Origin of the sequence: Salinibacillus aidingensis, assembly GCF_039522525.1 — a bacterium.
GTDB lineage: Bacteria > Bacillota > Bacilli > Bacillales > Alkalibacillaceae > Salinibacillus > Salinibacillus aidingensis.
In genome coordinates, this window is record NZ_BAAADO010000001.1 from 523329 (window position 1) to 549162 (window position 25834).

26 protein-coding genes, 1 pseudogene and 1 other annotated feature are annotated in these 25834 nt (G+C 39.9%); of the genes and pseudogenes, 2 read left to right on the plus strand and 25 right to left on the minus strand.

The window, feature by feature from the left end; translation table 11 throughout:
* Nucleotides 1-47: 47 nt before the first annotated feature.
* The 14 genes and pseudogenes from ABD006_RS02790 to ABD006_RS02855 form a co-directional block, all read right to left on the minus strand.
* Nucleotides 48-515, minus strand: coding sequence for a YhcN/YlaJ family sporulation lipoprotein (locus ABD006_RS02790; protein ID WP_343837279.1), 468 nt, complete (start codon nucleotides 513-515; stop codon nucleotides 48-50).
* Nucleotides 516-589: 74 nt separating this feature from the next.
* A complete protein-coding gene (gene nadE / locus ABD006_RS02795) occupies nucleotides 590-1330 on the minus strand; it encodes an NAD(+) synthase (RefSeq protein ID WP_343837764.1) in 741 nt (246 codons plus the stop codon).
* Nucleotides 1331-1618: 288 nt separating this feature from the next.
* Nucleotides 1619-2320: pseudogene (locus ABD006_RS02800) on the minus strand (phosphotransferase); the annotation flags it as partial.
* A complete protein-coding gene (locus tag ABD006_RS02805; protein ID WP_343837282.1) occupies nucleotides 2317-3432 on the minus strand; it encodes a LysM peptidoglycan-binding domain-containing protein in 1116 nt (371 codons plus the stop codon). The pseudogene ABD006_RS02800 and the gene ABD006_RS02805, both read right to left, overlap by 4 nt.
* Nucleotides 3433-3650: 218 nt before the next feature.
* Nucleotides 3651-4532: a prephenate dehydratase gene (gene pheA / locus ABD006_RS02810; protein ID WP_343837284.1), complete on the minus strand. Its 882-nt coding sequence runs from the start codon at nucleotides 4530-4532 to the stop codon at nucleotides 3651-3653.
* Nucleotides 4533-4550: 18 nt separating this feature from the next.
* Nucleotides 4551-5000: an ACT domain-containing protein gene (locus tag ABD006_RS02815; protein ID WP_343837287.1), complete on the minus strand. Its 450-nt coding sequence runs from the start codon at nucleotides 4998-5000 to the stop codon at nucleotides 4551-4553.
* A gap of 90 nt (nucleotides 5001-5090) precedes the next feature.
* Complete coding sequence (gene obgE, locus ABD006_RS02820) at nucleotides 5091-6371, minus strand: GTPase ObgE (RefSeq protein WP_343837290.1); 1281 nt, start codon at nucleotides 6369-6371, stop codon at nucleotides 5091-5093.
* 10 nt (nucleotides 6372-6381) lie between these two features.
* A complete protein-coding gene (locus tag ABD006_RS02825; protein WP_343837293.1) occupies nucleotides 6382-6900 on the minus strand; it encodes a Spo0B domain-containing protein in 519 nt (172 codons plus the stop codon).
* A 246-nt stretch (nucleotides 6901-7146) separates the two neighbouring features.
* On the minus strand, nucleotides 7147-7437 hold the full coding sequence (gene rpmA, locus ABD006_RS02830) for a 50S ribosomal protein L27 (protein ID WP_093137801.1): 291 nt from the start codon (nucleotides 7435-7437) through the stop codon (nucleotides 7147-7149).
* Nucleotides 7438-7450: 13 nt separating this feature from the next.
* Nucleotides 7451-7780 carry a ribosomal-processing cysteine protease Prp gene (locus ABD006_RS02835; protein WP_343837298.1) on the minus strand — a complete coding sequence of 110 codons (330 nt, stop codon included), beginning with the start codon at nucleotides 7778-7780 and terminating at the stop codon, nucleotides 7451-7453.
* A 12-nt stretch (nucleotides 7781-7792) separates the two neighbouring features.
* Nucleotides 7793-8101 (minus strand): 50S ribosomal protein L21, encoded by a 309-nt coding sequence (gene rplU / locus ABD006_RS02840; RefSeq protein WP_343837300.1) that lies wholly within the window; start codon nucleotides 8099-8101, stop codon nucleotides 7793-7795.
* 12 nt (nucleotides 8102-8113) lie between these two features.
* Nucleotides 8114-8192: a sequence feature (ribosomal protein L21 leader region), on the minus strand.
* 39 nt (nucleotides 8193-8231) lie between these two features.
* Nucleotides 8232-9683 (minus strand): Rne/Rng family ribonuclease, encoded by a 1452-nt coding sequence (locus ABD006_RS02845; RefSeq protein WP_343837302.1) that lies wholly within the window; start codon nucleotides 9681-9683, stop codon nucleotides 8232-8234.
* Nucleotides 9684-9697: 14 nt separating this feature from the next.
* Entirely contained in the window at nucleotides 9698-10567 is an 870-nt protein-coding gene (locus ABD006_RS02850) for a site-2 protease family protein (RefSeq protein WP_343837305.1), read from the minus strand.
* On the minus strand, nucleotides 10554-11351 hold the full coding sequence (locus ABD006_RS02855) for a peptidoglycan DD-metalloendopeptidase family protein (RefSeq protein ID WP_343837308.1): 798 nt from the start codon (nucleotides 11349-11351) through the stop codon (nucleotides 10554-10556). The genes ABD006_RS02850 and ABD006_RS02855 overlap by 14 nt, the downstream gene beginning before the upstream one ends.
* 238 nt (nucleotides 11352-11589) lie before the next feature.
* On the opposite strand from ABD006_RS02855, the gene ABD006_RS02860 reads away from it, so the two are divergent.
* Both ABD006_RS02860 and ABD006_RS02865 read left to right on the plus strand, forming a co-directional pair.
* The gene (locus ABD006_RS02860) at nucleotides 11590-11934 is read left to right on the plus strand and encodes a P-II family nitrogen regulator (RefSeq protein WP_343837310.1); all 345 of its coding nucleotides are present in this window, start codon (nucleotides 11590-11592) and stop codon (nucleotides 11932-11934) included.
* Nucleotides 11935-11973: 39 nt separating this feature from the next.
* Nucleotides 11974-13266, plus strand: a complete 1293-nt coding sequence (locus tag ABD006_RS02865) for an ammonium transporter (protein ID WP_425542177.1) — start codon at nucleotides 11974-11976, stop codon at nucleotides 13264-13266.
* A 129-nt stretch (nucleotides 13267-13395) separates the two neighbouring features.
* Here the strand turns inward: ABD006_RS02865 and asnB are convergent, their stop codons facing one another.
* The 11 genes from asnB to ABD006_RS02920 all read right to left on the minus strand — a co-directional run bounded on the left by asnB (nucleotide 13396) and on the right by ABD006_RS02920 (nucleotide 25773).
* Nucleotides 13396-15240, minus strand: a complete 1845-nt coding sequence (asnB, locus tag ABD006_RS02870; protein WP_343837316.1) for an asparagine synthase (glutamine-hydrolyzing) — start codon at nucleotides 15238-15240, stop codon at nucleotides 13396-13398.
* Between the two features lie 294 nt (nucleotides 15241-15534).
* Nucleotides 15535-16335 carry a septum site-determining protein MinD gene (gene minD, locus ABD006_RS02875; RefSeq protein ID WP_343837317.1) on the minus strand — a complete coding sequence of 267 codons (801 nt, stop codon included), beginning with the start codon at nucleotides 16333-16335 and terminating at the stop codon, nucleotides 15535-15537.
* On the minus strand, nucleotides 16328-17014 hold the full coding sequence (gene minC / locus ABD006_RS02880; protein ID WP_343837320.1) for a septum site-determining protein MinC: 687 nt from the start codon (nucleotides 17012-17014) through the stop codon (nucleotides 16328-16330). Before minC ends, minD begins: the two co-directional genes overlap by 8 nt.
* A 54-nt stretch (nucleotides 17015-17068) precedes the next feature.
* Nucleotides 17069-17596 (minus strand): rod shape-determining protein MreD, encoded by a 528-nt coding sequence (gene mreD / locus ABD006_RS02885; protein ID WP_343837322.1) that lies wholly within the window; start codon nucleotides 17594-17596, stop codon nucleotides 17069-17071.
* Nucleotides 17593-18492 carry a rod shape-determining protein MreC gene (gene mreC / locus ABD006_RS02890; RefSeq protein WP_343837323.1) on the minus strand — a complete coding sequence of 300 codons (900 nt, stop codon included), beginning with the start codon at nucleotides 18490-18492 and terminating at the stop codon, nucleotides 17593-17595. Before mreC ends, mreD begins: the two co-directional genes overlap by 4 nt.
* Nucleotides 18493-18523: 31 nt before the next feature.
* Nucleotides 18524-19549, minus strand: a complete 1026-nt coding sequence (locus ABD006_RS02895; RefSeq protein WP_343837325.1) for a rod shape-determining protein — start codon at nucleotides 19547-19549, stop codon at nucleotides 18524-18526.
* Between the two features lie 166 nt (nucleotides 19550-19715).
* Nucleotides 19716-20393, minus strand: a complete 678-nt coding sequence (radC, locus tag ABD006_RS02900; RefSeq protein WP_343837767.1) for a RadC family protein — start codon at nucleotides 20391-20393, stop codon at nucleotides 19716-19718.
* Between the two features lie 50 nt (nucleotides 20394-20443).
* Nucleotides 20444-21022: a Maf family protein gene (locus tag ABD006_RS02905; protein WP_343837328.1), complete on the minus strand. Its 579-nt coding sequence runs from the start codon at nucleotides 21020-21022 to the stop codon at nucleotides 20444-20446.
* Nucleotides 21023-21286: 264 nt separating this feature from the next.
* Nucleotides 21287-22270, minus strand: coding sequence for a hypothetical protein (locus tag ABD006_RS02910; RefSeq protein WP_343837330.1), 984 nt, complete (start codon nucleotides 22268-22270; stop codon nucleotides 21287-21289).
* A gap of 345 nt (nucleotides 22271-22615) precedes the next feature.
* On the minus strand, nucleotides 22616-24352 hold the full coding sequence (locus ABD006_RS02915; protein ID WP_343837332.1) for a sensor domain-containing diguanylate cyclase: 1737 nt from the start codon (nucleotides 24350-24352) through the stop codon (nucleotides 22616-22618).
* Between the two features lie 107 nt (nucleotides 24353-24459).
* Complete coding sequence (locus tag ABD006_RS02920; protein ID WP_343837334.1) at nucleotides 24460-25773, minus strand: bifunctional folylpolyglutamate synthase/dihydrofolate synthase; 1314 nt, start codon at nucleotides 25771-25773, stop codon at nucleotides 24460-24462.
* Between the last annotated feature and the right edge of the window lie 61 nt (nucleotides 25774-25834).

Genomic DNA, 25834 nt, shown 5'->3' on the forward strand with positions numbered 1-25834 from the left:
TCGAAAAAGAAGCAGAGTGCCGGGACTCTGCTTCTTAATTAGCCAGTTTATGGTCTTGTCAGCATATTTCTTACGCGGTTGAAATAAGCTTCGTCAGTGTAAACCGAAACATTTTTGTCATCCAGTTCATATCTTTCAATAATATCACGCACGCGATTCGGGATAACAGGATTGGCTCTTTGGCGGTTTACGATATCAAGAGCCACAACCAAACGGTCATCCTCGAATACGACTTCTGCCTGGTTAACTCCATCCACCTTCATAATTTCCTCTTTTAACCGTTTCGAGGTCTCATTATCTGCCTTCTTCATATTACGGTCAGGTGCATCTATATTGGTATATTCACGTACACTATCCTGTCTCTTTGGATCGTTCTGCTGAGTTGTATCATTACTGCGGTATTGCATCGGCTGTGTATTCATGGTGTTATTTTGAGCGTTTTCTTCCTGGTTTCCTCCACATGCTGCTAAAAACATGACGCCTGTCATTAAAATAAGAAATAGGACTCTTTTCACCAGAAAAAGCACCTCCTTTTCCTTCTTATTGTGCAAAAAGGAGGTGCTTTTTACTCACTGCATGACTGAATTTCCTAAAATTTTGGCGGGGATTTTGGCAGCTCACGTTTATGAGCTGTTCGCTTATGCATATTTTCGATCGTATTCCTATCCTGCTCCGGGACGGGTTCTCCCTGTATATACTGATCTATTTTGGCATAAGTGGTACCCATTTCGTTTTCATCGGTCTGACCTTCCCATAATCCGGCACTTGGAGCTTTGTGAATAATTTCATCAGGTACTCCAAGCTCTTTGGCAAGTTCACGTACTTCGCCTTTTGTAAAGTGAAGAAGTGGGACGAGATCAACACCACCGTCACCAAATTTTGTAAAATAGCCGGTATACCATTCTGCGGCATTGTCTGTACCCGTAACTAAATAGCCATAATTTGTAGCCAACGTATATAATGTACTCATTCGAAGTCGGGCTCTTAAATTTGCATCTGCAAGACGATCCTGAGCTTCATTCCATTCGTTGGCCTCGTTTAATTGGCTTTGAACAGTTGAAAAGAGAACCTCATGTGTCTCGGTCAGATCGATGGTCATACTCTTAATTCCTGAACTTTCCACTACTTTTTCAGCTGCTTTCTGATCATCAGAATGACTTTTACACGGCATAATAACCCCTAGTGAATCATCTGGAAAAGCACGCTTAATCAAGTGAGCTACGACAGCGGAATCAATTCCCCCACTAATACCTACCAACAGGCCATTAACGCCTGCCTCTTTCACCTGATTCTGCAACCATTGTGTTAAATGCTCCACCTGTTTCTTCATATCCTGATTCCTCTCTTTAATGCTATAATGATTTATTTTACCATATTTTGTTGCCAGTTCAAAAAATTTCTGACGTTGATGCCACTGCTGCTGGAATTTCTGCAAATAACTTGAAACCTGAGCTTGAGAAGGATTTTTACGCAAAAAATGAAGCCATTCCCGAAACAGGTCACTTGGAAATATCGTACCGTAATAAAAGTAGGACTGTCCCTTAAAGGATTGAAAGACTGGATACTGAAATAAATCTTCAAACTGGTCCAAACCTTCAAATAAGAAACGCTGAGCTAACTGAATCCATTCATATTCGTAAGGCGCATACTGTATCAAATCAAAATCAAACAGATAAATTCCATCCTGATTACGGATAAAATTATGACCCGCATTGTCTCCGTGAATAATAAACCGTTTTCTATTTGCCTTTTCCTCTATTTTTCTCCACTTTAATTTTTCCATTCGCTCTAATATATCCCGGGTCTGCTTAACAATATTCTGGTAAAAAAGCGTTGCCTGATGCTGGGTGAAAATATCCTTTGTACGTAAAAAACGCCGGTATCTTTCCGTGGATTTTTGCAGGAAGGGCTTCGTTTTTGTCTGTTTGATCGGTAATCCTTTTGCAGTGTCGTGAAAGTCCTGTAAAAGATTTATAGCAGCTAACCGATCTTCATGATACGTATAATTTAACTTCCGGCCCTCTATAAATGGACTTAAACACCAGTATTGTCCTAACGAATCCTTAATCCACCTTTCGCCATTAGGAAAGGGGACAAAACTGACAAAATTTTTCTGATCCTCGATTTGTAAAAATAATGACCATATTTTTATCGCATGAGAGTGATAACACTTTACAATCCACCATTGACTCTCCGCATATACCTTGAATACGTTTTTCTTTACAGGAATCATTTCCTGACAATCAAGATCGCCCTTTTCCTTTAAAAAATAATGGAGACGATCCATAAATGAATCGTCTCTCCAGGAGTTTACTTTCATTTGTCCCCCTCATGATCCCGACCCCAATCGTAGGACTGAGGAAACTGCCCCTGGCCATAAGGATTTTGGCTCATGTTTTGCTGGTATGGAGCCTGCTGGCTATATGGGGAAGGGTAGCCATACGGTGCTCCTCCCGGAAAAGGGCTTTGACCTTGTGCTTGATATGGTGCACCCCACTGTTGTGCCGGCTGATTCATACCTGATCCCCATGGCTGTTGCTGCTGATAACCCGGCTGACTATTCCACTGCTGCTGGCCATATGGGGTTGGCTGTTGATTGCTCGTTACCCACTGATTTGTGTTCCATTCATCTGGCAACTCCGGTATTTCCAATGAAGAGGATTCCTCGTTCATATCCAGATTCATTTCCTGATAATTTGCGGTATGATGGACATTCTGGCTAGGTGCTGGCATTTGACCCGGCATATAACCCGGCATTTGCATATTAGATGGCATCTGCATAGGATTCATTCCACTCATCTGCTGCTGGGGATAGTACGTTGGATACACAGGCATATAATAGGTGTTCATACCACCTCCGCAGCCGCATGGCTTTTTTGGAACATGATGATAACCCATGTATTGCTGCTGTGGTACCTGTGGATAGTGAACCTGCTGATGCATATAAGTTTGTGGGCTATAATGATAAGTCTCCACGCTGATACTTTCCTCTTCGTTATTTTCAATCATCGGCATTTTTGGCATCGAAGGTAACGGCATTTCCTTTTGTTCAGCTTTTTGAGGCTTCTGCTCATATGGCATCATCACCTTATCCATTGGCTTTTCATCCTCTTTGATGACTGGTGACATTTCTGGTGATTTATCAATGTAAGGATGCTTTGCCGGCTGTTGCTTGGCAGGCTGGGTGTCAGGCTTAGGCTTAGCCTGCTGAACGGGCTTTTTGGCCGGCTGTTTCTCTGCTCTTTCGTTTTCTTCCGCACGTTCCATTTTAACCGGTTTTGTTGCTGAAGGTACTTTAATTTTCATCCCCGGCAAAATTTCTTCCGGGTTTGATAGTTGTGTATTAAATTCTTTTAATGTTTCAAGATTAACATCATATTTTTGAGCAATCTCCCTTAAGGTTTCGCCTTTTTGTACAACATGAATTTTCAATTGAATGGCTCCTTTCTTTCAATTTACAATCTCTTACACGAATCCCATATCAATACCAACATATGCACAGATTGAAAAATGTTGAGGCATTGGTCTATATTTATGAGGAAATTTTTTAAACGGCTGCTTTCCCAAGGGGTATTGCCAATCCTACCGCAGTGAAAGACAACTAACTCATAGAAAACAAAAGACTGCTCCAAATCTGGAACAGTCTTTTGTTACTTATTAAGTGATTTTATTTTTTCTGTTGTGATCATGTATTTAGGATAAGTACCTAAAACCGTTACCTCACACCCCAGGGCCTGTAATTCTGCTTGGACTCCAGGGAACAATACATCGTCATATTCCTGATCTACATCAATGATAAAAAAGTAATTACCCAGACCTGTTTTCATCGGACGGGATTCAATTTTGGACAAATTCATTTTCCGCCATGAAAAGGCCGATAATACCTGATGAAGGGCTCCAGCGTAGTCTCGGGGCAGGGTGACCATAATCGTTGTTTTAACCCCCTGCTTTTCCATATCCGGAATATCCACGGCTTCATCCCTTTTCCTCAGCACGACAAAGCGGGTATGATTGTTCGCATAGTCATGAACATCAGATTGCAGAATTTTTAAGCCATATTCATTTGCTGCCCTTTCATTCCCAATAGCAGCCAGATTCCCCCCCTGCTTATATACGACCAGTGCCGCTTCACCTGTAGAAGTTGTATAATCTAAATCAGCCTGAGGGATATTTTGATGTATGAACTGATGACATTGGGCAATCGCTTGTGCATGGGAATAAATTTGATCAATTTCCTTCATATCACCTTCAAAGGAAGGATGGACTAATAAATGCTGCCTAATTGGGACTATCGCTTCTGCAACAATCGGCAAGGGTACCTGGTGAATTAAATAATCCAATGTTAAATGTACAGATCCCTCGATTGCATTTTCTATAGGGACCACTCCAAGGTCTATTTCACCCTTATCTACTGCGTCAATACAAGCTGGTATGGTTTTATAACTAACACTTTGAACTTTATCCTCAAACAGGCCATTTACAGCCATCTCCGTAAATGTACCTTTTGGACCTAAATAACCGACTGTATTCACTGTTTTTCCCCCTGATTCTTAAGCTCCTGAACTTAATATTTCAACCCGAATGACAAAATCAAGCTTTTTAAGCTGCTGCAGCAATTGATCAATCTCTATACTCATTAATGACGTATTAATTGACAACGTTACATTGGCTTTTCCCTGTAGTGGTATGGTCTGATGTATAGTTAAAACATTACATCCGGCATTCGCTACGATACGGAGTAAGTTTGAGAGTGTACCTGCCCGGTCCTCCAGGTAAAAGAATAATGTAATCATTCTCTCTTTTACCATAGCCTGAAAAGGAAATACCGTATCCCGGTACTTATAAAAAGCACTTCTGCTTAAATCCACTTGTTTAACCGCTTCATGAATAGAAGTAACCTTTTCCCGTTCGAGGAGTTCCTTTACTTCAAGCGTTTTTTTCATAGATTCCGGTAAAACGTCGCTTCTTACTAAATAAAATTTCTCATCCATTTGTGCCATAATTTCTTCCCCTTTTTTATGGCTTTTGTAAAGGCTGTCCATCTGAGAAACCGAACGTTTTCAAACAGTCCTATTCACAGAATTACTGTATTACTCGATAAATTCAAATTCAAAATCCAATAAGCGCACGGTATCCCCGTCACTTGCTCCTCTTTTACGGAGAGCGCTGTCCACTCCCATTTTTCGAAGCTGTCTGGAAAATCTTTGCACCGACTCATCATGGGAAAAGTCCGTCATTTTAAACAATCTTTCAATTTTACTGCCTGAAACAACAAATGCACCGTCCGGATCCCTGGTAATTTTGAAGTCATCGTCCTTCTGCTTATGACGGTAAACCACACGCTCTTCTTCCTGTTCTTCCTGCATCTCAAATTTCGGTGTCCTGTCTAATAAATCAGCAATTGCAAATAGTAAATCATGAAGTCCCTCTTTTGTAAAGGCTGATACTGGATAAATTTGAATTTTATCATCTATTTTTTCTTTAAATGCGTTCAAATGCTGATCTGCTTCAGGCATATCCATTTTATTCGCAACCACAATCTGTGGTTTTTCTTCTAAACGCTGATCATACTGGGCCAGCTCCCGGTTAATGGTGACATAATCATCATAAGGATCTCTCCCCTCAAAGGAAGACATGTCAATTACGTGAACAATCACACGTGTTCGCTCAACGTGCTTTAAAAACTGATAGCCAAGACCTACTCCCTCGTGAGCCCCTTCAATTAATCCAGGGAGATCAGCCATGACAAAGCTTCGGTGATCACTTGTCTCAACAACCCCCAAATTAGGTGCCAAAGTGGTAAAATGATAATCGGCAATTTTCGGCCGGGCAGCACTGACGACAGATAACAGCGTTGATTTCCCTACACTTGGAAATCCGACCAATCCAACATCTGCCAGTAATTTTAATTCAAGCTGTACTTCAAACTCTTCACCCGGCTCCCCGTTTTCGGCAATCTCCGGGGCACGGTTTCTTGCGCTGGTAAATCGTATATTTCCCCGACCGCCGCGGCCACCATTGGCAATGACAGCCGTCTGTTTATGAGTCACTAAATCGGCTATAACCTCTCCTGTATCTGCATTTTTAACCGTTGTTCCAGGAGGCACGGAAACTTTTAAAGGATCCGCATTTCTGCCATGCATTCCTTTCCCCATGCCATTTTCACCACGTTTTGCTTTGAAATGGCGCTGATAGCGGAAATCCATCAAGGTATTGAGACCTTCGTCAACTTCAAATACAACATCACCGCCGTTTCCGCCATCCCCGCCAGCGGGGCCTCCTTTAGGTTCGTATATTTCACGGCGGAAGGCTACACTGCCATTCCCACCATCTCCTGCTTTTACATAAACTTTAACCTGATCAACAAACATACTCTCACCTCTACATTAGCCGTAATCTTATGCTGCAGCCTTGTTCATTCATGTCAACATCCTGTATAAACGGTTTGTTCACCAGAGAGCTTTTTAATTCCTGCTGGTTTAAAAACTCCCCTTCAAATCTTATCATCATCCTAACCGAATGATTTTGTTTATAAATGGACAGTTTTCCATTATAGATTTGCTCGTCCAAAATATGTTTATGTAGCTCCTTTATTATTTCTTCACAATGATGTGTAAGAGTTCGATCAATGGATGAAAAATCTGCATGATCAAGGTCTATTTCATAGGATAACCGAAACGAGTCATATGTAGAATTAAAATTCATCATCCATAATGTGAAATTGGGCCCATTCAAATTGGAAAGCTTTCGTTCCTGCAATAAATCATCCAATAATTCCGTTGTTTTTTCCTTCACTTTATCCAGTTTATCCATTTGAGCATAGCCCTGTATTAACTGCAGATGATTCAATAAATCATGTCTGTAATGCCGAATCATATCAACAACCTCTTCGTCTCTCATCGAACTCCCCCTTTCATACACCTTCGTAAAATAGCATATCAATGAAAATTATAGCAAATTTTGGGGATGAAGGATAGCATAGCCACATGGAGTGGACAGATTCTGTTACGGGATGTGGATTGACCAAATCAGTAGCAAATAAAGATGGAGACGAATGGATGAAGAAGACCAGTCAGACCAGGCTGGTTTACCATAAAAAAAGACTTCAGCCTCATTATGAGGATGAAGTCTTTTTAAAAGTGTGTATTATGCTTCTTGTGCAACAGGGTACACACTTACTTTTTTACGGTCACGTCCGTAACGCTCGAATTTAACAACACCATCAATTTTTGCAAAAAGGGTGTCGTCTCCTCCGATACCAACGTTCACACCTGGGTAAACCTTTGTACCGCGTTGACGGTAAAGGATGGAACCACCAGTTACAACCTGGCCGTCAGCACGCTTTGTACCAAGACGTTTGGACTCAGAGTCACGACCGTTTTTAGTACTACCCTGACCTTTTTTCTGTGAGAAAAATTGTAAATCTAAACGTAGCATGTCCTGCACCTCCTTATTTAATGGATATGTGTTCATGATAATCACGTTCAATCGTCTGCAATGAAACCACCATGCCTTCAAGCAGGTGCTGGGCTTTATGATAGGCTTCCTGATTGATATTCAGCGGAAGCTCCATTCTTAAATAGCCCCCTTCTTCTACATCCTGCTCAATCCGGGGTTCCACATCACAAAGTTGAATGACTGAATTGACTGCACCAAAGGATACAGCTGAAACCGCCGCACAGACTAGATCGTGTCCATATGGTCCACTCTCAGCATGACCCTTTAATTCAAACGATTGAATTTCATTTTGATCATTACGATCAATGTGAACATGAATCATATAGAAAATTCCTTATGCATTAATTTTATCAATAACCACTTTTGTATACGGTTGACGATGACCCTGTTTACGCTGATAGTTTTTCTTTGGCTTATATTTGAACACCGTAATTTTCTTGCCACGGCCTTCTTTATCCACTTTAGCTGTAACACTTGCACCATCTACATATGGTGTGCCAACTTTTGTGTCCTCTCCACCAACGAAAAGAACTTTATCAAACGTAACGGTTTCGCCGGCATCAGCACCTAATTTTTCAACGAAGATTTCCTGACCTTCCTCTACTTTCAGCTGCTTTCCGCCTGTTTCAATAATAGCGTACATACTTGCACCTCCTCTTAGACTAAGACTCGCCATTCAGGTACTCAAGGCTGACCTGAGTTTTAAAACCTGTTCTGAGCGGTTGTAGCATACAGGTGCTACGACAAATACAACATTAAAATATTAGCATCATTTATATGAATTTGTCAATAGCGATTGCCATTGTATGACTACGTTCCAACCATTTAAGGTCACCAATAAACTTTATCACAAATTCACGAGTTTCTAAAGGGTTTTTTTCAAGATAAATCGGGATTTTCATTCGTTTAGACAGGTCCTTGATATGAACATGCTTAATAAATGCATCGAACACATCCGGCCTCACTTCAACCAGAAAGGCCTCACAATCCTTTTTGCGGTATGAACATAACTCTCTTTCTAATTGATAGGCATGCGTTCGGGCTGTCCATGTTATTTCCTGCCGCTCACAAACCAATGAGGGGACATCCATCCCTTCCCTTTTTCGGGTCAGTTCAAGTATCCCCAGTCTTGTAAATCCCAAAACTTCGCAATAGACAGAATCCTGTTTTGCCTGCTTCTTCATTTCTGCGAGTACCCGCTGCTCATCCTGTTTGTTTTTCATACTGATAAAATCAATAAAAATCATCCCGGACAGGTTTCGGAGCTTTATCTGTCTGGCCGCTTCTTTAGCCGCTTCTAGATTTGCACCTAAAACCGTTCGCTCCTTTGTCCACCTGCCCTTAAACTTTGCTGTGTTTACATCAATCACTGTCAGTGCCTCAGTTCTTTCAATAATAAGCTCAATACCTGATGTTAATTTTACCGTCCTTTGTGTAAGATTATTGATTGCCTGATTAACAGAGAGAGGCATTTCCTTATCCAGGTTATCTGTCCAGCGCACTTGGTCTGCTACATAAGGGTATTCCTGTTTGATAGAGCGGGCAGCCTCAATGTCATCAAAAATAATCTCCTCAACTGACACGGTTGCATATTTTCGAATCACACGTTCAGGGATTTCCCTGTCTGCGAATAAAAGACCCGGCTTTTTAACAGACTTAGCCTGATGGTATAGTTTCTCCCACTTTTCCTGCAGTCGCTTCCATTCCTTTTCCAGGTCGTCTTGATCAGCCTGCAATGCTGATGTTCGAATAATCGCTCCTTCACTTGAAGCAGACGAATCTTCAACGCTTGACTGCACTCGAAGTTTTTCCTCTTGATTGATTCGTTTGGAGGCTGCCCAATAGCTGCTATACGGCATATAAATGAAATAGTGCCCGGGAACGGTTACATTTGCGGTTACCCTTGGGCCCTTCTGATCATAAGCATCCTTTGTCACCTGAACAATAATATTCATGCCTTCATGAACATAGTGCTCAATCGGTTGTCCTGTGTCTTTTCGTGCAGCAGGTATCTCTTTTTTCGGTAAAAAGGAAAGCTTTTTCTGTCCGATATCAACAAATGCCGCCTGAAGACCATGATCGACTCTTCTTATCCTTCCAGCATAGATGTTTCCCACTAACGATGTCTGATCAGATCGGTCAATAAAAAAATGCTCCAGTTGATGACCATCCATAAGCAGGGCTGTTTTTTCAGTTGTTCCGGTTTGAATGTACAGCTTTTTCACGTTGATCGCTCCAATTATGTGTACCCAATCTTTGCAAGCTCCTTCATTTGTATATGGGGAGACTTTCGTTCAAAAAACGCCCGCAGACATTGATCCTCTTCTACAGTAGCTGATGAGTCGGTATCAAATTGCACATTAATTTGATGGTGTCTTCCTTTATAAAATTTCTGTAGCACCTCATTTACGGTTTCTGAAGAGGAAGCTGGTACCAGCAGGTTTCGATTGCTATGAGATTGGGGCTGATGATAGCGTGCCATTAAATGACGAATAAAAACATAGTGTTTTCGTTTCCATTCTAGACGATTTTCAATAAAAAGAAAACCAGCCAGAAGCAACGTGTGAAAGGTCAGCCAATGATTTACCGTGGCAATCGATAATCCAATCAGAATACACAGAACAGATAGATAAATTGTATATCCCAATACCTTTTTAAAAGGCAGTTTATAGGATAAGAGCAATAATAGAATTCTACCCCCATCTAACGGATAAATGGGAAGGAGATTAAAAAATAACAGCTGCAGATTATATACGATCGCGTACTCTAGAAGATATACCGGAAACAGCTCTACTGCCATCAATTGTGTTAATAAAACATGAATCCAGATATGCTGAATAGGCCCTGCAAGAACAACCAGGAACTCTTCTTTATAGGAACGAGTAAAATATTCTTCTGTATCCATCACGCCGCCAAAGGGCCAGAACATGACATTAGTAATCCTCCAGCGAAAAAAAAGAGCCATTCCTACATGGCCCATTTCATGAATGAAAATCAAACAAAAAATAATGGCAATTTCAACAAAAGATCCTGTTATTACCCCTAAAAACAGGACCAGCCAAAGTAAAGGATGGATATGAAATTGTGATAGAAATTTAGGCCTGGTCATCAACTTGCATCACCTTCACAGGATCTATAAAACGCTGATCCTCCTGAATTGCGAAATATAAAGTCGGCTGTCCCTCACTTGATTGTGAATCCAAACTGCCGATTACTTCATTCTGGGAAACAAACTGATATTGAAAGACGTCAATTTCATTCAAGTGTCCATAGATGGAATTCGTACCATCTGCATGCTGGATAACAATCGTTTTCCCCGTATCCCGTTTATTGCCCGCGAATATCACCGAGCCTGCCTTCATGGAGGTAACTTCCATGTTATCTGTATTTCCTACTTCAATAAGTACCCCCTCTCCATTTTGCTGAAAGGACTGACTAATAACACCATTTACGGGCAAAATCAGACCATTTTCACCTGCAGCCCGCTCAACATTTTTTTCATTTTCCATAAATGCAAAAGGGGTACCTAAATTCTCCCGATACCAGCCCTGAACCTTTGCAAATGGAAATTCATCTGTCAAAGCATTCACAAGAAAGGCTTTTGGTCTTTGGAATGCCTCTGAATCCACTCTCAAAATAATAGCAGTAGAAAAAAAGATGATAGCTGCCAGAAGTGCCTTAAAAACAAAAGATGGGATCCAATTTTTTTCTGTCTGCTGTTTCCCATTTCTATGATCAGGATTTCTATTTGAATGAATAGAAGGAAAATAACCGTGCTTCTCTTCTTCTTGAACCATGGAAGCACTCCAGTGGGAGCTTGTCCCATTTCTCTTTTTCAGATTTTTCCGTTTAGCAATATTCTGACGGACTTCACGAATACTTTTACGGCTCAATTTACCTCATCCCTTACATTAAGTGTTTGTACAAGTCTATTCAATTCCTTGCAAATTATGACTTGGAGATAGAAAAGCGGAGGCGCTTTGACTATATCAGGTGATAAATGTTCAAAATGTGCGTTTTTTAGCACTAAAAAAAATAATTTTCATAAATAATCTTGCAATTCCTAAAATTACGTTATATCATATTACACAAGATGTTAATTTTCCTAACATTAAGTGGGGGTGAAAAAATATGAAGAAAATTGAATGCATTATTCGACCTGAAAAATTCTCTGAACTACGTCAAAAACTGGGTGATTTTGGTATTTACGGTCTTACAGTAACGGAAGCAGCAGGATGTGGACTACAGGAAGGAAAAACAGGTGTGTACAGGGGGAATGAATACGAGATTAATTTATTTCCGAAGATCAAAATTGAAATGGTCCTTACAGAAGACATGACAGGTGAAGTCATTACATTAATTAAAGAAATTTGCGGTGAGGGAAATGTAGGAGACGGAAAGATTTTTGTCATGCCTGTAGAAGATGTGATTCGTATTCGAACAGGTGAAAATGGCGTTGGGGCAATAAGCTCTTAAAGTGACTTTGGATATAAAGAATAAAAGGAGATGAATGGAATGGAATCTGTTGATATGTCATGGGTCATGCTCGGAACAATTTTAGTCTTTTTCATGCATGCTGGTTTCTCTATGGTAGAGACGGGTTTTACCCGCTCTAAGAACTCTTTAAATATCCTGATGAAAAACTTCCTGACGATATCCATTGGAGCTGTATTATACTTTATTGTCGGATATGGCTTCATGTTTGGTACCGATGCATTTGGATTTATTGGTACAGATGGATTCGTATTAAACGGCGTGGAAGATATCGGATTTTTTATCTTCCAGTCAATGTTTGCAGCTACATGTGCAACGATTATCTCTGGTGCAGTTGCAGAACGCATCAAATTAAATAGTTATATTTTACTAACTATCGTTATGACTGCTTTTATTTATCCAGTTGTAGGTCACTGGGTATGGGGAGGAGGCTGGCTTTCTGAATTAGGTTTTGTTGATTTTGCCGGTTCTACTGTTGTTCACTTTACTGGTGCTGCAGGTGCCATCGCTGCAGTCATGCTGTTGGGTGCCCGTATTGGTAAATATTCCAAAGATGGCAAGAGCAATGTTATACCAGCCAGTAATGTTCCATTAGGGGCATTGGGTGTCTTCTTACTATGGTTTGGCTGGTTTGGATTTAATGGAGGCAGTGCTTTAGCAGCTGACGTAACTGTAGTACCTCACGTTATTTCCACAACCATGCTATCCGCATCAGCCGCTGTTATAGCATCTGCCTACTACTCATCACTAAGATATAAGAAGATTGATGCATCATTAACCCTAAATGGTGCCCTTGGCGGTCTAGTGGGGATTACTGCAGGTACCGCTGCTGTATCGTTAACTGGTTCGATAATCATTGGGCTTATATCAGGTATCGTTTTAGTTGAGGGAGTTGCTTTTGTTGACAGAAACTTAAAGCTTGATGATCCTGTTGGGGCTATAGCTGTTCATGGTGCATGCGGAATTTGGGGTACAATTGCCGTTGGATTCTTCGCTACTGATGGTGGACTGTTCTATGGTGGTGGTGCCACTCTATTAGGGATCCAGGCTCTGGGAGTTGTTGCTACTTTTGCATGGACGTTTATTATGACTTTCATCGTGTTTGGTGTGATAAAAGCAGTAGCCGGTATAAGAGTATCCGAAGAAGAGGAAATATCGGGACTTGATTTTGCTGAGCACGGATCGCAGGCGTATGAACTGAAGGATATCATGGTTACAACTCCTCCAGCCAGACAATCTAATACGGGGCCTACCGGAGCTACCTTAGTTGAAAGGCTGGATCAATTGCATGGAAAATCAATCAAAATGGATTAAATCCGCTTAAAAATTAAAGAAACTTTATAAAATCATTGAAAAAATATAGGCCCAGTGAACATTCACTGGGCCTTTTGTCGGTCATATTTAATAATTCTTGTTTAAAAGCCATCCAGGTAAGCAAATGATTCAAATTACTTTTACATCATAAGTCCGTAACCAATAATTAATCTGACATAGATGTGCAATTAATTGTGGTCCCTTCATTAACTGACCAAACCACGGATCTTTAAAATCTGCCCCCTCACTTCTTATAATGTCTTCTATTTTTCTTCTTTGTATAAACTCAAATAACGGAGCATCTGAATCCTCTAAAATTTCCTTCATCCACTCTGTAACTGCTTTGGTATATTCCGGCTGAAACGTTTTAGGATATGGACTTTTTTTACGATAAAGAATTTCGTTTGGCAATAATCCTTCTAACGCTTTACGTAAAATTCCTTTTTCACGATTTCCATACATTTTTAAATCCCATGGGATATTCCACACATACTCCACCAATTTATGGTCAGCAAATGGAACGCGTACTTCCAGACTAGCTCCCATACTCATTCGATCTTTTCGGTCCAACAGTTGCTGCATGAACCATTGCATATTTAAATAAAACAATTCCCGGCGTTTAGTATCTTCCGGTCTTTCCCCTTCTAAATAAGGGGTTTCTTCTATCGTTTCCTGATATCGATCGTTAACGTAGGTTTTGAGGTCTAATTTTCTTTGCCATTCAGGATGTAACAAGGAAATCCTTGAATCCAGCGAAGTCATCCACGGAAATCCTGCATTTTCATTTGTTTCTGGATGGTGGAACCATGGATATCCTCCAAAAATTTCATCCGCACACTCTCCTGATAAACTTACAGTCGTATGTTTCTTTATTTGTTTACAAAACCATAATAACGAGGAATCAATATCCGCCATGCCTGGCTGATCTCTTAATTCTACCGCTTGTTTCAGTAGACTGGCCAACTCATAACCGCTTATGATCTCATTATGATGGTCTGTAGAGAAATGGCTGACCATCTTTTTAATCCACGGTCCGTCACTGGAAGGCTGGAAACGACTAGATTGGAAATGTTGATCATTCCCTTCATAATCCACAGAAAAGGTGGTTAAAGGTCCATTTCCTTTACGTTCAAAATACTGTGAGGCAATGGCAGTAATTGCACTGGAATCCACTCCTCCAGAAAGAAATGTAGACACAGGGACATCGGCGATTAATTGTCTCGTCACAGCATCGATAAATAGTTCTCTTACCCTTTGAGCCGTTTCTTCAACGGAATCATGATGTTCATAGCTTTTGACATTCCAATAACGGGTAATCTTCACACCATCTTTAGTAAATATCAGCGCATGGCCAGGACGTAATTCCTGTATATTTTTAAAGATGCCATGACCTGGTGTTCTCGAAGGGCCTAAGCCAAAAATTTCACTCAACCCATCTCGATCAACTTCAGTTTTCACGTTTGGATGGGCCAATAGAGCCTTTAATTCAGAACCAAACAAAAACTTACTATTTTCATTTAAGAAAAACAAGGGCTTTACACCCAGACGATCTCTTGCCAGAAAAAGTTGTTCTTTTTCTTCGTCCCAAATTCCAAATGCATAAATGCCATTAAGATACTCCACACAATCTTCTTTCCATTCTATATAGGCTGTAAGCAGCACTTCTGTGTCAGAAGTTGTTTGAAATGAGTAACCCTTTTTTACTAATATCCTTCTTAAATCTTCGGTATTATAAAGCTCCCCATTATAAACAAGCGTATAAAGATTCTCTTTAAATTGCTTAATCATTGGCTGTTTTCCACCTTCAAGATCCACAACTGCCAGTCTTTTATGACCAAGTGCAACATGTCTGTTAATCCACACATTTGAGTCATCTGGTCCTCGTAAGCTTAGCGTATCTGTCATTTTTTTCAACCAGAACCGCTCTGATTCTAAATCCTTTTTCCAGTCAATCATTCCTGTAATTCCACACATAAGAGTTTCATCCTTCCCAAGATGCATAAATATTATTTCTGTATAAAACAAGACTTCAATCTGGCACCCTGATGGGCAGCGAAACTTATCAAGCCATTTACGAGCTGTTGATCCCCCACCCTCAACATTTGTTCTACCAATAATTAGAGGTGATAATATTACAACTCGTTATACTGTTATAAAACTATTCTATGATTTGAAATTACATCATATTCCTTTTCGATAACCTAATATTTTATATAAAGCGCTTTCATTTTATGAAGAAAAAAGAGGACTGGCAGGGCCAATCCTCAATTACGATTTCACTCCGAAAAATTTCTTCACTTTTGCCATGATGCCTTTATCATCCTCTAAGGACATCAAGGGTACTGATTCACCAAGAATTCTTCGTGCTATATTACGATAGGAAATAGATGCTTTTGTATCTGGTTGAAACGCTACTGGCTCTCCATGATGAGACGATTTAATCACCTCATCATCATCAGCCACAATACCCAGCAAATCTACGGCCAGTATCTCTACTATATCGCTTATATCCAGCATATCACCTGATTTGACCATATGGGTACGTATACGATTAATGATAAGATGAGGAGATCCAATTCCCTCTTCTTTTTCCAATAATCCGATGATACGATCCGCATCACGCACACTGGATTTTTCCGGAGTGGTTACAACAACAGCTTTGTCAGCCCCGGCAATTGCATTTTTATATCCCTGTTCGATACCGGCTGGACAGTCAATAAGTATATAATCGTAGTCCTGCTTAAGCTCAGCTACGATTCTCTGAATACCCTCAGGTGTTACTGCCGATTTGTCACTCGTTTGTGATGCCGGAAGGAGATGAAGGCAATCAAACCTTTTATCTCTTACTAGTGCCTGTTTTACACGACAGCGCTCCTGAACAACGTCGACCACATCATAAACAATTCTATTTTCCAAGCCCATGACTACATCAAGATTTCGCAGACCAATATCGGTATCAAGCAGACATACTTTTTTTCCTAATAAGGCAAGACTTGTACCAACATTTGCCGTTGTTGTCGTTTTTCCTACACCGCCTTTACCAGACGTTATTACAATTGCCTCACCCATTGATCATTCTCCTCTCTATTGAACCTAAATCAGGTCGAATGGTAGATAATGACTGCAATCTATCAATTAAAATTTTATCTGTATCCTGATTAACATAAGCGCATTCCATATAAAGACCTTCTGTTTCAAAGTCGGGTGATCGACTTAAAAAGCCGGATATTCTCAACTGGGTAGGATTCATATACGCAGCTGCAATAATTGCTTTAGGATCACCTTCAATACCTGCATGGGCAATCCCGTTCAACTTTCCAAGTATGTAGACGTTTCCTGTGGCTGACACCGTGCCTCCGGGATTTACATCACCAATCAACAACAAATCTCCATGTACATGTAACTGCTGGCCTGCTCGTACAATTTTAGTAATCGCAGAGATTTCTAAATCTTTATACCAGTCTTTTGCTTCCTCTTTGGTTATAACATTGGAATAGATTTCGTTAATAACAAGGTTGGGCTTACTCCTGACAATTTCCTGCATCTGTTCCTTCATTTCACTCGTTAAATATCGGTTTCCTGCATCTATATTAACTTTAATCACCGGCTGATCCTGATCGATTACCTTTGAGGAAAGCTTAGATTTTAATTCCTGAAGAATGTGCTCCATTGAACTTGTCTCATCAATGGTAAACGTTAGTCCATCCTTTGTTCCCTTTATTGTAACTGCTTGTTTTTTGTTTTTCACAGAGGTTCACCTCAATACTACTTTTTCGATAGGCACTGCTTAAAATCCTCTTAACTATGTTGAAAATTGTTCATCAGCCCATTTTTCCAATCTTTGGCGAAATATTGGATAAGTAATTAATAAAAATAACATATTGGTCAGGAGTGTTGGAATTAATCGATCATTCAGGTAAGACATCCATGTCATATCTGCATAGCCAATCATAAAATACATTACGTAAATGAGATGATCAGCAAAACAAATCCCCACAACCGTTAATAGAAGCGTGACAATAAAGTTTGGGTGCAGGAGCTTTTTCAGTCCCAGAATGATAAACAGCGTCAAACCATAAGTGAACATATACACACCTAAAATATCGGTATATGTGAAATCAATTAGAAACCCGAAAATAACAGCATATACTAAACCATAAATGGTATGATCCTGATCAAAAAAGATGGTTATTATGATACTGAATATCAGAATCCAGTGGGGAATCGGCTGAATATCAGCTAATAACCACTGTACTGGAATCAAACTGGTTGCCGTACTTTCCAACACCAACAATATTAATAATATAAGAGGAAGAAATAAATGCTTCATGATTCCTCCTCCTCAGATTGATCCGATTCCGGTGAGTTCATATTCCTGTCCACAACCATTACATGATTGATATCATACAAATCAGCTGCAGACTTGACATAGGCAACCTTCGTAAGGCCATAGGAATCCATTTCAACCGATTCAATTTCACCAATAATTAATCCCCTGGGAAACACTCCGCCCATACCAGAGCTTACCACTAACTGCCCCTTACTAATTTCCTTATCGGTTGATTGAATGGTCAGAATAAGAGCTTCCTTTTCCTCATCATAACCCTCTATAAGGCCGAATACATCCTGCTGATTCTCCTTTTCACCATTACTCTGGACGAGTGCAGAAATCCGATTATTCCGATCAAACCCACTAAGCAGTTGAACATCAGAAGTAAATTGATAGGCGGTTTTCACCTTACCAATCATTCCATTTGCTGTTATAACAGCCATATTTGCACGAACCCCGTGCTGTTTCCCTTTATTAATAGACAACTGCTGCATCCACATTGGTTCAGGGCTTCTAGCATTCACTGTTGCATCGATTAGATTATAGCTTTCAAGTATATCTGAATCTTTTTTCTCCAGTAACGCGCGTAATTCTTTATTTTCCTTTTCCAAAGCCTTAACATCATAAAGCAAATCCTTATACTCTGATAAACGTGACTTCAGGACCTGATTTTCCTCGAAAGTATTGGTTAATTCACTCACATCTTCAAAGATTCCACCAACAAAGTCGATGGGAACCTGAAAAATGGATTGTACCGCTCCAATTGTATCCTTTAACAGCTCCTCAGGTAAACTGACATCGTCTCTGTCTCTGATTGAAAATCCAATTAGTGAAACTAAAAGAATAATGCTGATAAGTATAATAATTAAGGCTCTTTTCCTTAAAAAGGACCACATCTATGACACCTACTTCAATAAATTCTAAATATTAACGTTTCCTGTTTGAAATTTTACGAAAGTGATGAAGAAAATCCAATGATTTACCTGTTCCGATGGCTACACAATCAAGCGGATCTTCTGCCACAAAAACAGGCATTTCCGTTTCCTCACTGATTCTTTTATCCAGGTTAGATAACAATGCACCACCACCAGCCAGAACAACACCTTTTTCCATAATATCAGCTGATAATTCCGGTGGTGTTTTTTCCAATGTACTCTTTACGACCTCAACAATGGAATCTACCGTATCCCTTAAAGCTTCTTCAATTTCAGTATTTGAGATTTTTATGGTCTGCGGCAGGCCAGTAACCAAATCGCGTCCTCGTATTTCTATTTCAACAGCCTCATCCACTCGCATAGCTGTTCCCAGTTCCATTTTTATAACTTCTGCTGAATGCTCACCAATTAATAACTTATACTTCTTTTTAATGTACTGAATAATCGCATCATCCATTTCATCCCCAGCAATACGAATAGACTCACTTGTGACAATGCCACCTAAGGAAATAATGGCTACTTCCGTCGTACCTCCACCAATATCTACTATCATACTACCAGTAGGTTCCCATACAGGTAAACCCGCACCTATAGCAGCAGCAAAAGGTTCCGCTATTGGATAGGCTTCCTTTGCACCCGCCTGTCTTGTCGCATCAATAACGGCCCTTTCTTCAACCATCGTTATACCTGATGGCACACATACCATCACATTTGGCTTTCTTGCAAAAGGGGAGCGCCTGCGAAGGGTTTTTCCCATATAATATTTCATCATCATGGCTGTTGTTTCATAATCAGCTATGACACCATCTTTCATAGGTCTTATTACGGAAATATTGCCCGGCGTCCTTCCAATCATCGTCTTGGCACTGTTTCCTACTGCCTCAGTCTCCCCGGTTGTTACATTTTTAGCCACTACGGAAGGTTCACGTAATACAATTCCCTTTCCCTTAACGAATACTAATGTATTTGCTGTACCCAAATCAATCCCAAGGTCCTGTGCAAACCCAAATCGTGCCACCTGAATCTTCCTCTCTGTAATGGTCTAGGATAAAACATAACCTCTTATGTATAGTGTATTACAAAAAATACACTTAATAAGCGCCATCCAAGAATTAACTTGTACAAATGGCGCCCTTTTTTCTTTATTATTCAATTATACGAAAAAAACCAGAAAATAGATAGTGTTATAAGTAGCCTTTTTCCTTCATAGAAACATATTTTCGATCACCTATAACTAAATGATCCAACAGCTCAATTCCGATCATTTTTCCACACTCTGAAAGTCTTTTTGTCACATGAATATCTTCCTGTGAAGGGCTGGGGTCTCCCGAGGGGTGATTGTGGGCACAGATAATAGATGCAGCGGAGCGTTTAACTGCTTCCCGATAGATTTCCCGGGGATGAACTATGGAGGCGTTTAAACTCCCTATAAAAACGGTTTGCTGATGAACTACCTGATTTTTCGTGTTTAAAAACAAAACAAGGAAATGCTCCTGATTCAGATGTCTAAGTTCTTCCATGACAAAATCTGCTCCATCTTCAGGACTTCTGATAGCATATCGTTCAGATGGCTTATAGGAATATACCCTTTTACCGATTTCAAGAGCAGCCATCAGCACAACTGCCTTTGCTTTTCCAATTCCTTTGATAGCTGTCAATTCTTCTACAGTTGCGTCTTTGAGTAACGGGAGGCCTTCAAAGTGTATAAGTAACCGATGGGATAGAGACATCACAGATTCATTTTTTGTACCTGTACCCAATATAATGGCCAGTAAGTCCTGATTTGATAGATGATCAGACCCTAATTGCATGAGCCGTTCTCTTGGCCGGTCATTTTTAGGGACATCCTTGACAAAAACCATTTCATTAGACAATAAACAAACTCCTCTCACATTTTTATATAAATAATAAATTATTGAAATACAGGGAGAATATCGTATTTTCTCAGTTCTTTAACAACAAGCGAAATAGGAAGGCCAACGACATTGTAATAATCACCGATAATTCTTTTTACAAGTATGGATCCAGGTCCCTGAATTCCATAGGCACCAGCCTTATCGAAGGGTTCCCCTGTAGATAAATAGGACTCAATCTCTTCTTTTGAAAGTGGCCAGAACTCGACCTCCGTCTTTTGGGTAAAAACCTCTTCATGCTTACCCGTCCGAATCATAAAGCCTGTCCACACCTCGTGACGTTTCCCGCTTAATAAGGACAGCATATGGTGTGCTTCATCTGTATCGTTTGGTTTTTCAAAAATCTGCTTATTACAGGATACAACTGTATCAGCTGATAAAATCACTTCCTTCTCATCCTTTAGTACAGTTTCTCTGCCTTTTAGGCGAGCGAGCTGCTTTACTTTTTCCTCTGGCAAAACGGAATGAATGGAAGACTCATCGACTTCCGGCTTTCGGATTATAAAAGGAATATTCACCTGTTTAAGTAATTCCTGCCGTCTTGGTGAAGATGATGCTAAGACAAGTTGAAATGACATAATTAAAACCTCCGGAAAACGAATGAACTTGATGATAAATATAGTTTAATCAATTTTGCTCAGCATTACAAAAAGGTAAAATCCCATATCAGCTGATTAGATATAAATAAAACGATCAAACCGGATTCAAAAATTCATTTATTTATTGAGATATAGAAGAGTTTTTTAATTTCGGGGAGTTTTTAGCGGTGTCTGTCACGACCCGAATTTTGTCGAACGTTAAATTGAGAAATGGCTGAATCAGGGATTTGATTCAGCCATTTCTTATTTATTCAAATACTTCTCATAATCGTGAAGGATGCGAATCAGCTGATGCTGTTGCTGCCATTTTTCATCTTGTGAAAGGTTCAGCAGTGACTGAATGGAAACGGATAATGCTTCAGCCTCTTTGGATATGGACTCAGGCTTCTTTTGATACCATTGTTCCATTTTAGTTTTTAATTCTGAGAGATTACTATCAGGTTGTGAAAAAAGCGGAAGAGCTTCTTCCCAGTAACCCATTCCTTCTTTTACCCAGGCACCCTCCGCTTCAGCAGTCTCATGTTCACCGCCGGCTACGTTCCAGGCCTTTACGTACGTATCCTTCTCCGGATCAAATCCAAGGCTGTCCATGCTTGCCTCCACGTTTTTAATATCATCATCTGTCATAGCTACGCCTGCAAATAAATAATACTGATCTTCTCTTTGCCAAATGTATGGATGTACACCTGATTCCTTAAATATTGTCTGTCTTTCCTCAGCTTTAGCCTGTGTTGAATAAACGCCGACCTGAACAACCTGTGGTTCATAGCCATTAAATTGGACGACTGTCCCCTGTGAAGTTTCAGCATCATTAGCAGCAGCTGATGTTTCTTCGGCTGAAGGATTATCTGTATTTTGTGTACCGCCAGCCTCCTCGTTTTCATCAACTCCAACGCCTGAAAGAACTCGTAACATAATAAATCCTAAAAGCGATCCTACAACAATCGCTGATGCGCCGGCAATTAAGAGCCGTTTCACGCTCGGAATCATTGAGAAAACGGATTTCTTTCCTTTGTAATTTCTTTTTAAAACTTCTATTTTTGGCGGTTCAAAGTCATAGGCCGTTTTTTGACCTTCATTAAAGGAGTCTGTTTCACTTGTTTTATCTAAAGCGGCAGCCATTTCTTCTTTTACGTTCTCGTCAACGGAGGATAAATGCTCTTGATCTTGGTCTTCTTTTTCTTTTCCATTAATTCTTATTGAAATATGGTTCTGTTTCTTGTCCATTTTTTCCCCACCTTGACTAGCAAAATTATACAGCATACAAAACTCATCAAAGTTCTTCTCTGATGAGTTATCTTTTTATGCATCTATTACCTTACCACGTCTATGAAAAAAACGTTGTCGGTGATTGTCTAATCCGATTAGAATTTCATCAAAGATTTTCCTGAAAAATCTACATAAAGTGAGACTTCAATTCGTGGGGGGTTCCTTATCCCCCCGCGGATTGTTAGCGAAACTTACCAGGGCCTTACGAGATGTTCACCCACCTCCCTCATTCATCTTACTAATACTCTGAAGAACAGACCTTATTTTTATGGACAAAAAAACACCTGGTATCTGCACCAGGTGTTACATTTGAATGACTTTCTCATAGGTAGCCACTCTGTTTCGTCCATTATTTTTCGCTCCGACATACATGGCACGATCAGCATGACGGATCAATTCACGTGGATCATCACAATCATTTGGAAATGTTGCAACTCCAATACTCGCTGTAACTTCAATCTTGATAGGCTTTCCAATGTCTGAAATATGCTGCTTAAGTTCAAAAGGTTCCTCACTGATCACGCGCCGGATATTTTCAGCATGAAAGAGTGCTTCATCCTTACCCTTTCCTCTCAAAAGAATGACAAATTCTTCTCCGCCGTATCTGGCAACAATTTCATTCGGAAAGGTATTTTCCAAGCGTGCAGCAAGTTCCCGGAGAACCTCATTTCCACTTTCATGACCGTATGTATCATTTACCTGTTTGAAATGATCCAGGTCCAGCAGGATTAAAGATTGGTCCTCATGCAGACCTTTCGCTTCCATATCCTCAAACAGCTGCTGAATATATTCCTCAAAATATCGGTAATTATAAAGCTTTGTTAATGGACACCGTTCACTCTTCTGTTTTGTCGTTTCATAATGACGGGCATTTTCAATGGCTACAGCAAGATAATTGGCCAATATTTCTACTAACATATACTGATATTTTTCATAAGCTCTTTTCCGCTTTGAAGCAACTGTAATGACTCCTACAACTTTCTCATTTCTCCAGATAGGGACGGAAATGATACTTTCAGCGTCATGTGGCAAAGAAGGATCAGGAAGAATCATATCCCACTTGGCCCGATTTTTATAATATAAACCTTCTCCTCCACCATAAACGGTTCCACTGATTCCCTGAAACTTTTTCAAATGGAATGAAGTATGGTGTCCTTGCGGGGTATCCCCCATTACCCGAATGAGAGTTAAACTTTCATTTGAGTTCAATACATCATAAATGTAAGCATAATCAACATACAACAGCTTACTTACTTCCTCTACAAATATATCCAAGACCTCTTTTACATTCAGTTTCCCCGTTAACTTATGCCCAATTTGACTCGTTCTTCTCATATAATTATTCATTCTTTGGGAAGAGAAATAGTTCTGAATAATGACAGAAAACGTGACAAAGGGAATTCCAACAAAATAGATGGCTCCAGCTCCCAGTTCGATATACAGCAAATACAGTACATATCCAACAGGTATCGTTAATCCGGAAGTCAGCATGTCCCAAAATAAGGACTTGGAAAAAAACCTTTCCCGCTGTGATGTCATATACATTTTGAGCAGGTGCAATAATACCTGATTCGCAAAAATAATCGCTAAAATATATCCAATGATAGGAAACTGCTGCTCAAAAGTAAAATCCACTATTTTTTGATGAGTTCCGCCTAATAAATAATATATGGCCGCCCCAATAATAGAGGTTAATAGAAACAGAGTTAAGTTGGCAGGTATACGAAATAATTGATCCTTACCAGGTCTAAGCTTAGTGAGCAGGACACATACGGCTATTTGTGTTAATACAATTTCTGCAAATAAACCAAAGTGTAAGAAAACCGCAAAGCTTATTCCATGAATGAAGAATATGGGAGTGCCTCCAACAATGATGGGAAAAAGGGATACGATACACATTAGAATGCCAAATGAAACAATATCAAACCATCTGCCATCCAGGTTCATTATGGGGGCAGTTACTTGATAAATGTAGAAAATCAGAGATGGCCAGATAAGGAGCCAAAGAATCCAAATCAATAATTTTTTCTGTTTTGTCATATACAGCATCTCCCAGACCCTTTTTTACAAAACCTTGCTAACAAAACCCCGAATTCGATCCTTTAAATAATCAAAAATCCTGAATTCAATGTTTTCAAATATTAAAATTATTTTATCATATTTTTTGAAAAATGTTCAAAATGTTGTCTAACTTTTGAAATAAAATATAAAGAGCCTGAGATAATGATCAATTCATGAGCCGGATCAATACGGCCGATTTCCTGTCTGATCGCTTCCTTCCAATCTGCTCTATATTCCTTTTTGGGGTGCTGACTCAGATGATATAAATGGTCTGCTTCTGAAGCACGATCAAAAGAAAAGGATGTAAACACGATTTTCTCAAAACTTTTATCCAATAAAGGCATGACAGCATCCAGGGATTTATCCTTCATCATGGAAAAGATCAGATTTTTCTTATGGTTGGGATAAAACCGCTGAAGCGTCTGGATGAGTGAAACCACCCCTTCCCTATTGTGTGCCCCATCAATAATAACAGGAGGTTTACTGACCAGAACTTCAAATCTTCCTGGCCATTTTGTTCTCTTTAAACCCTCTCTAATTAAGGCAATATCCGGTTTAATGGAATTCCTGGAACATACGTTTAAAAACGTCTGTAAAGCAAGGACTGCATTTTGAACCTGATGATGACCTTTCATCTGAATCATTAGCTCAGGAAAGCTGTGTTGTTCTGACTGAAAGGTGAACACTTCTCCTTCCTTATGTACATGATCATTTCCTATATAGGTGAATGCCTCTCCAAGCTGACTTATTGGTGCATTCATACTTTCAGCCTTTTCTTTAATAACCTTAAGTGCTTCTGTTTGATCAACAGAAGATATCAGGGGGACATTCCTTTTTATAATCCCTGCTTTTTCAGCGGCGATTTGTTTATAGGTATCACCAAGGATATGCGTATGATCAAGTCCTATATTCGTTATAACCGTAGCAATTGGTTGCACAATATTGGTCGAATCCAGTCTTCCTCCCAAGCCCGTTTCCCATATTACGAAGTCGAGGGATTGGTCTGAAAAATAACTAAATGCCATTGCCGTAATCACTTCAAATTCGGTGGGAGGACCCCATTGCGTCTTTTCCAGGTCTTCACAAAGTGGCTTTATTTTCTCAACGAGCTTAACCATTTCCTTATCGGTTATCGGGATTCCGTTTACACTTATACGTTCATTAAATTTTATCAGATAGGGTGAGGTGAAGGTTCCTACTGAAAAATGATGTGCTTCAAATAAATTTCGCAAAAATGACAGCGTCGATCCTTTACCGTTCGTTCCAGCGATATGAATACTATTGATGTGCTGTTCAGGATGACCCAATTTCTCCATCAGCCACTCCATTCGTTCAAGACCAGGTCTGATTCCAAACTTTGTACGTTCACGGATCCATTCAATTGCCTCATTATACTCCATGGTCATTCCCTCACTTTATGTGGATTCAGTAACTGCAAAAAAAATAAATAGAAAGCGGGAG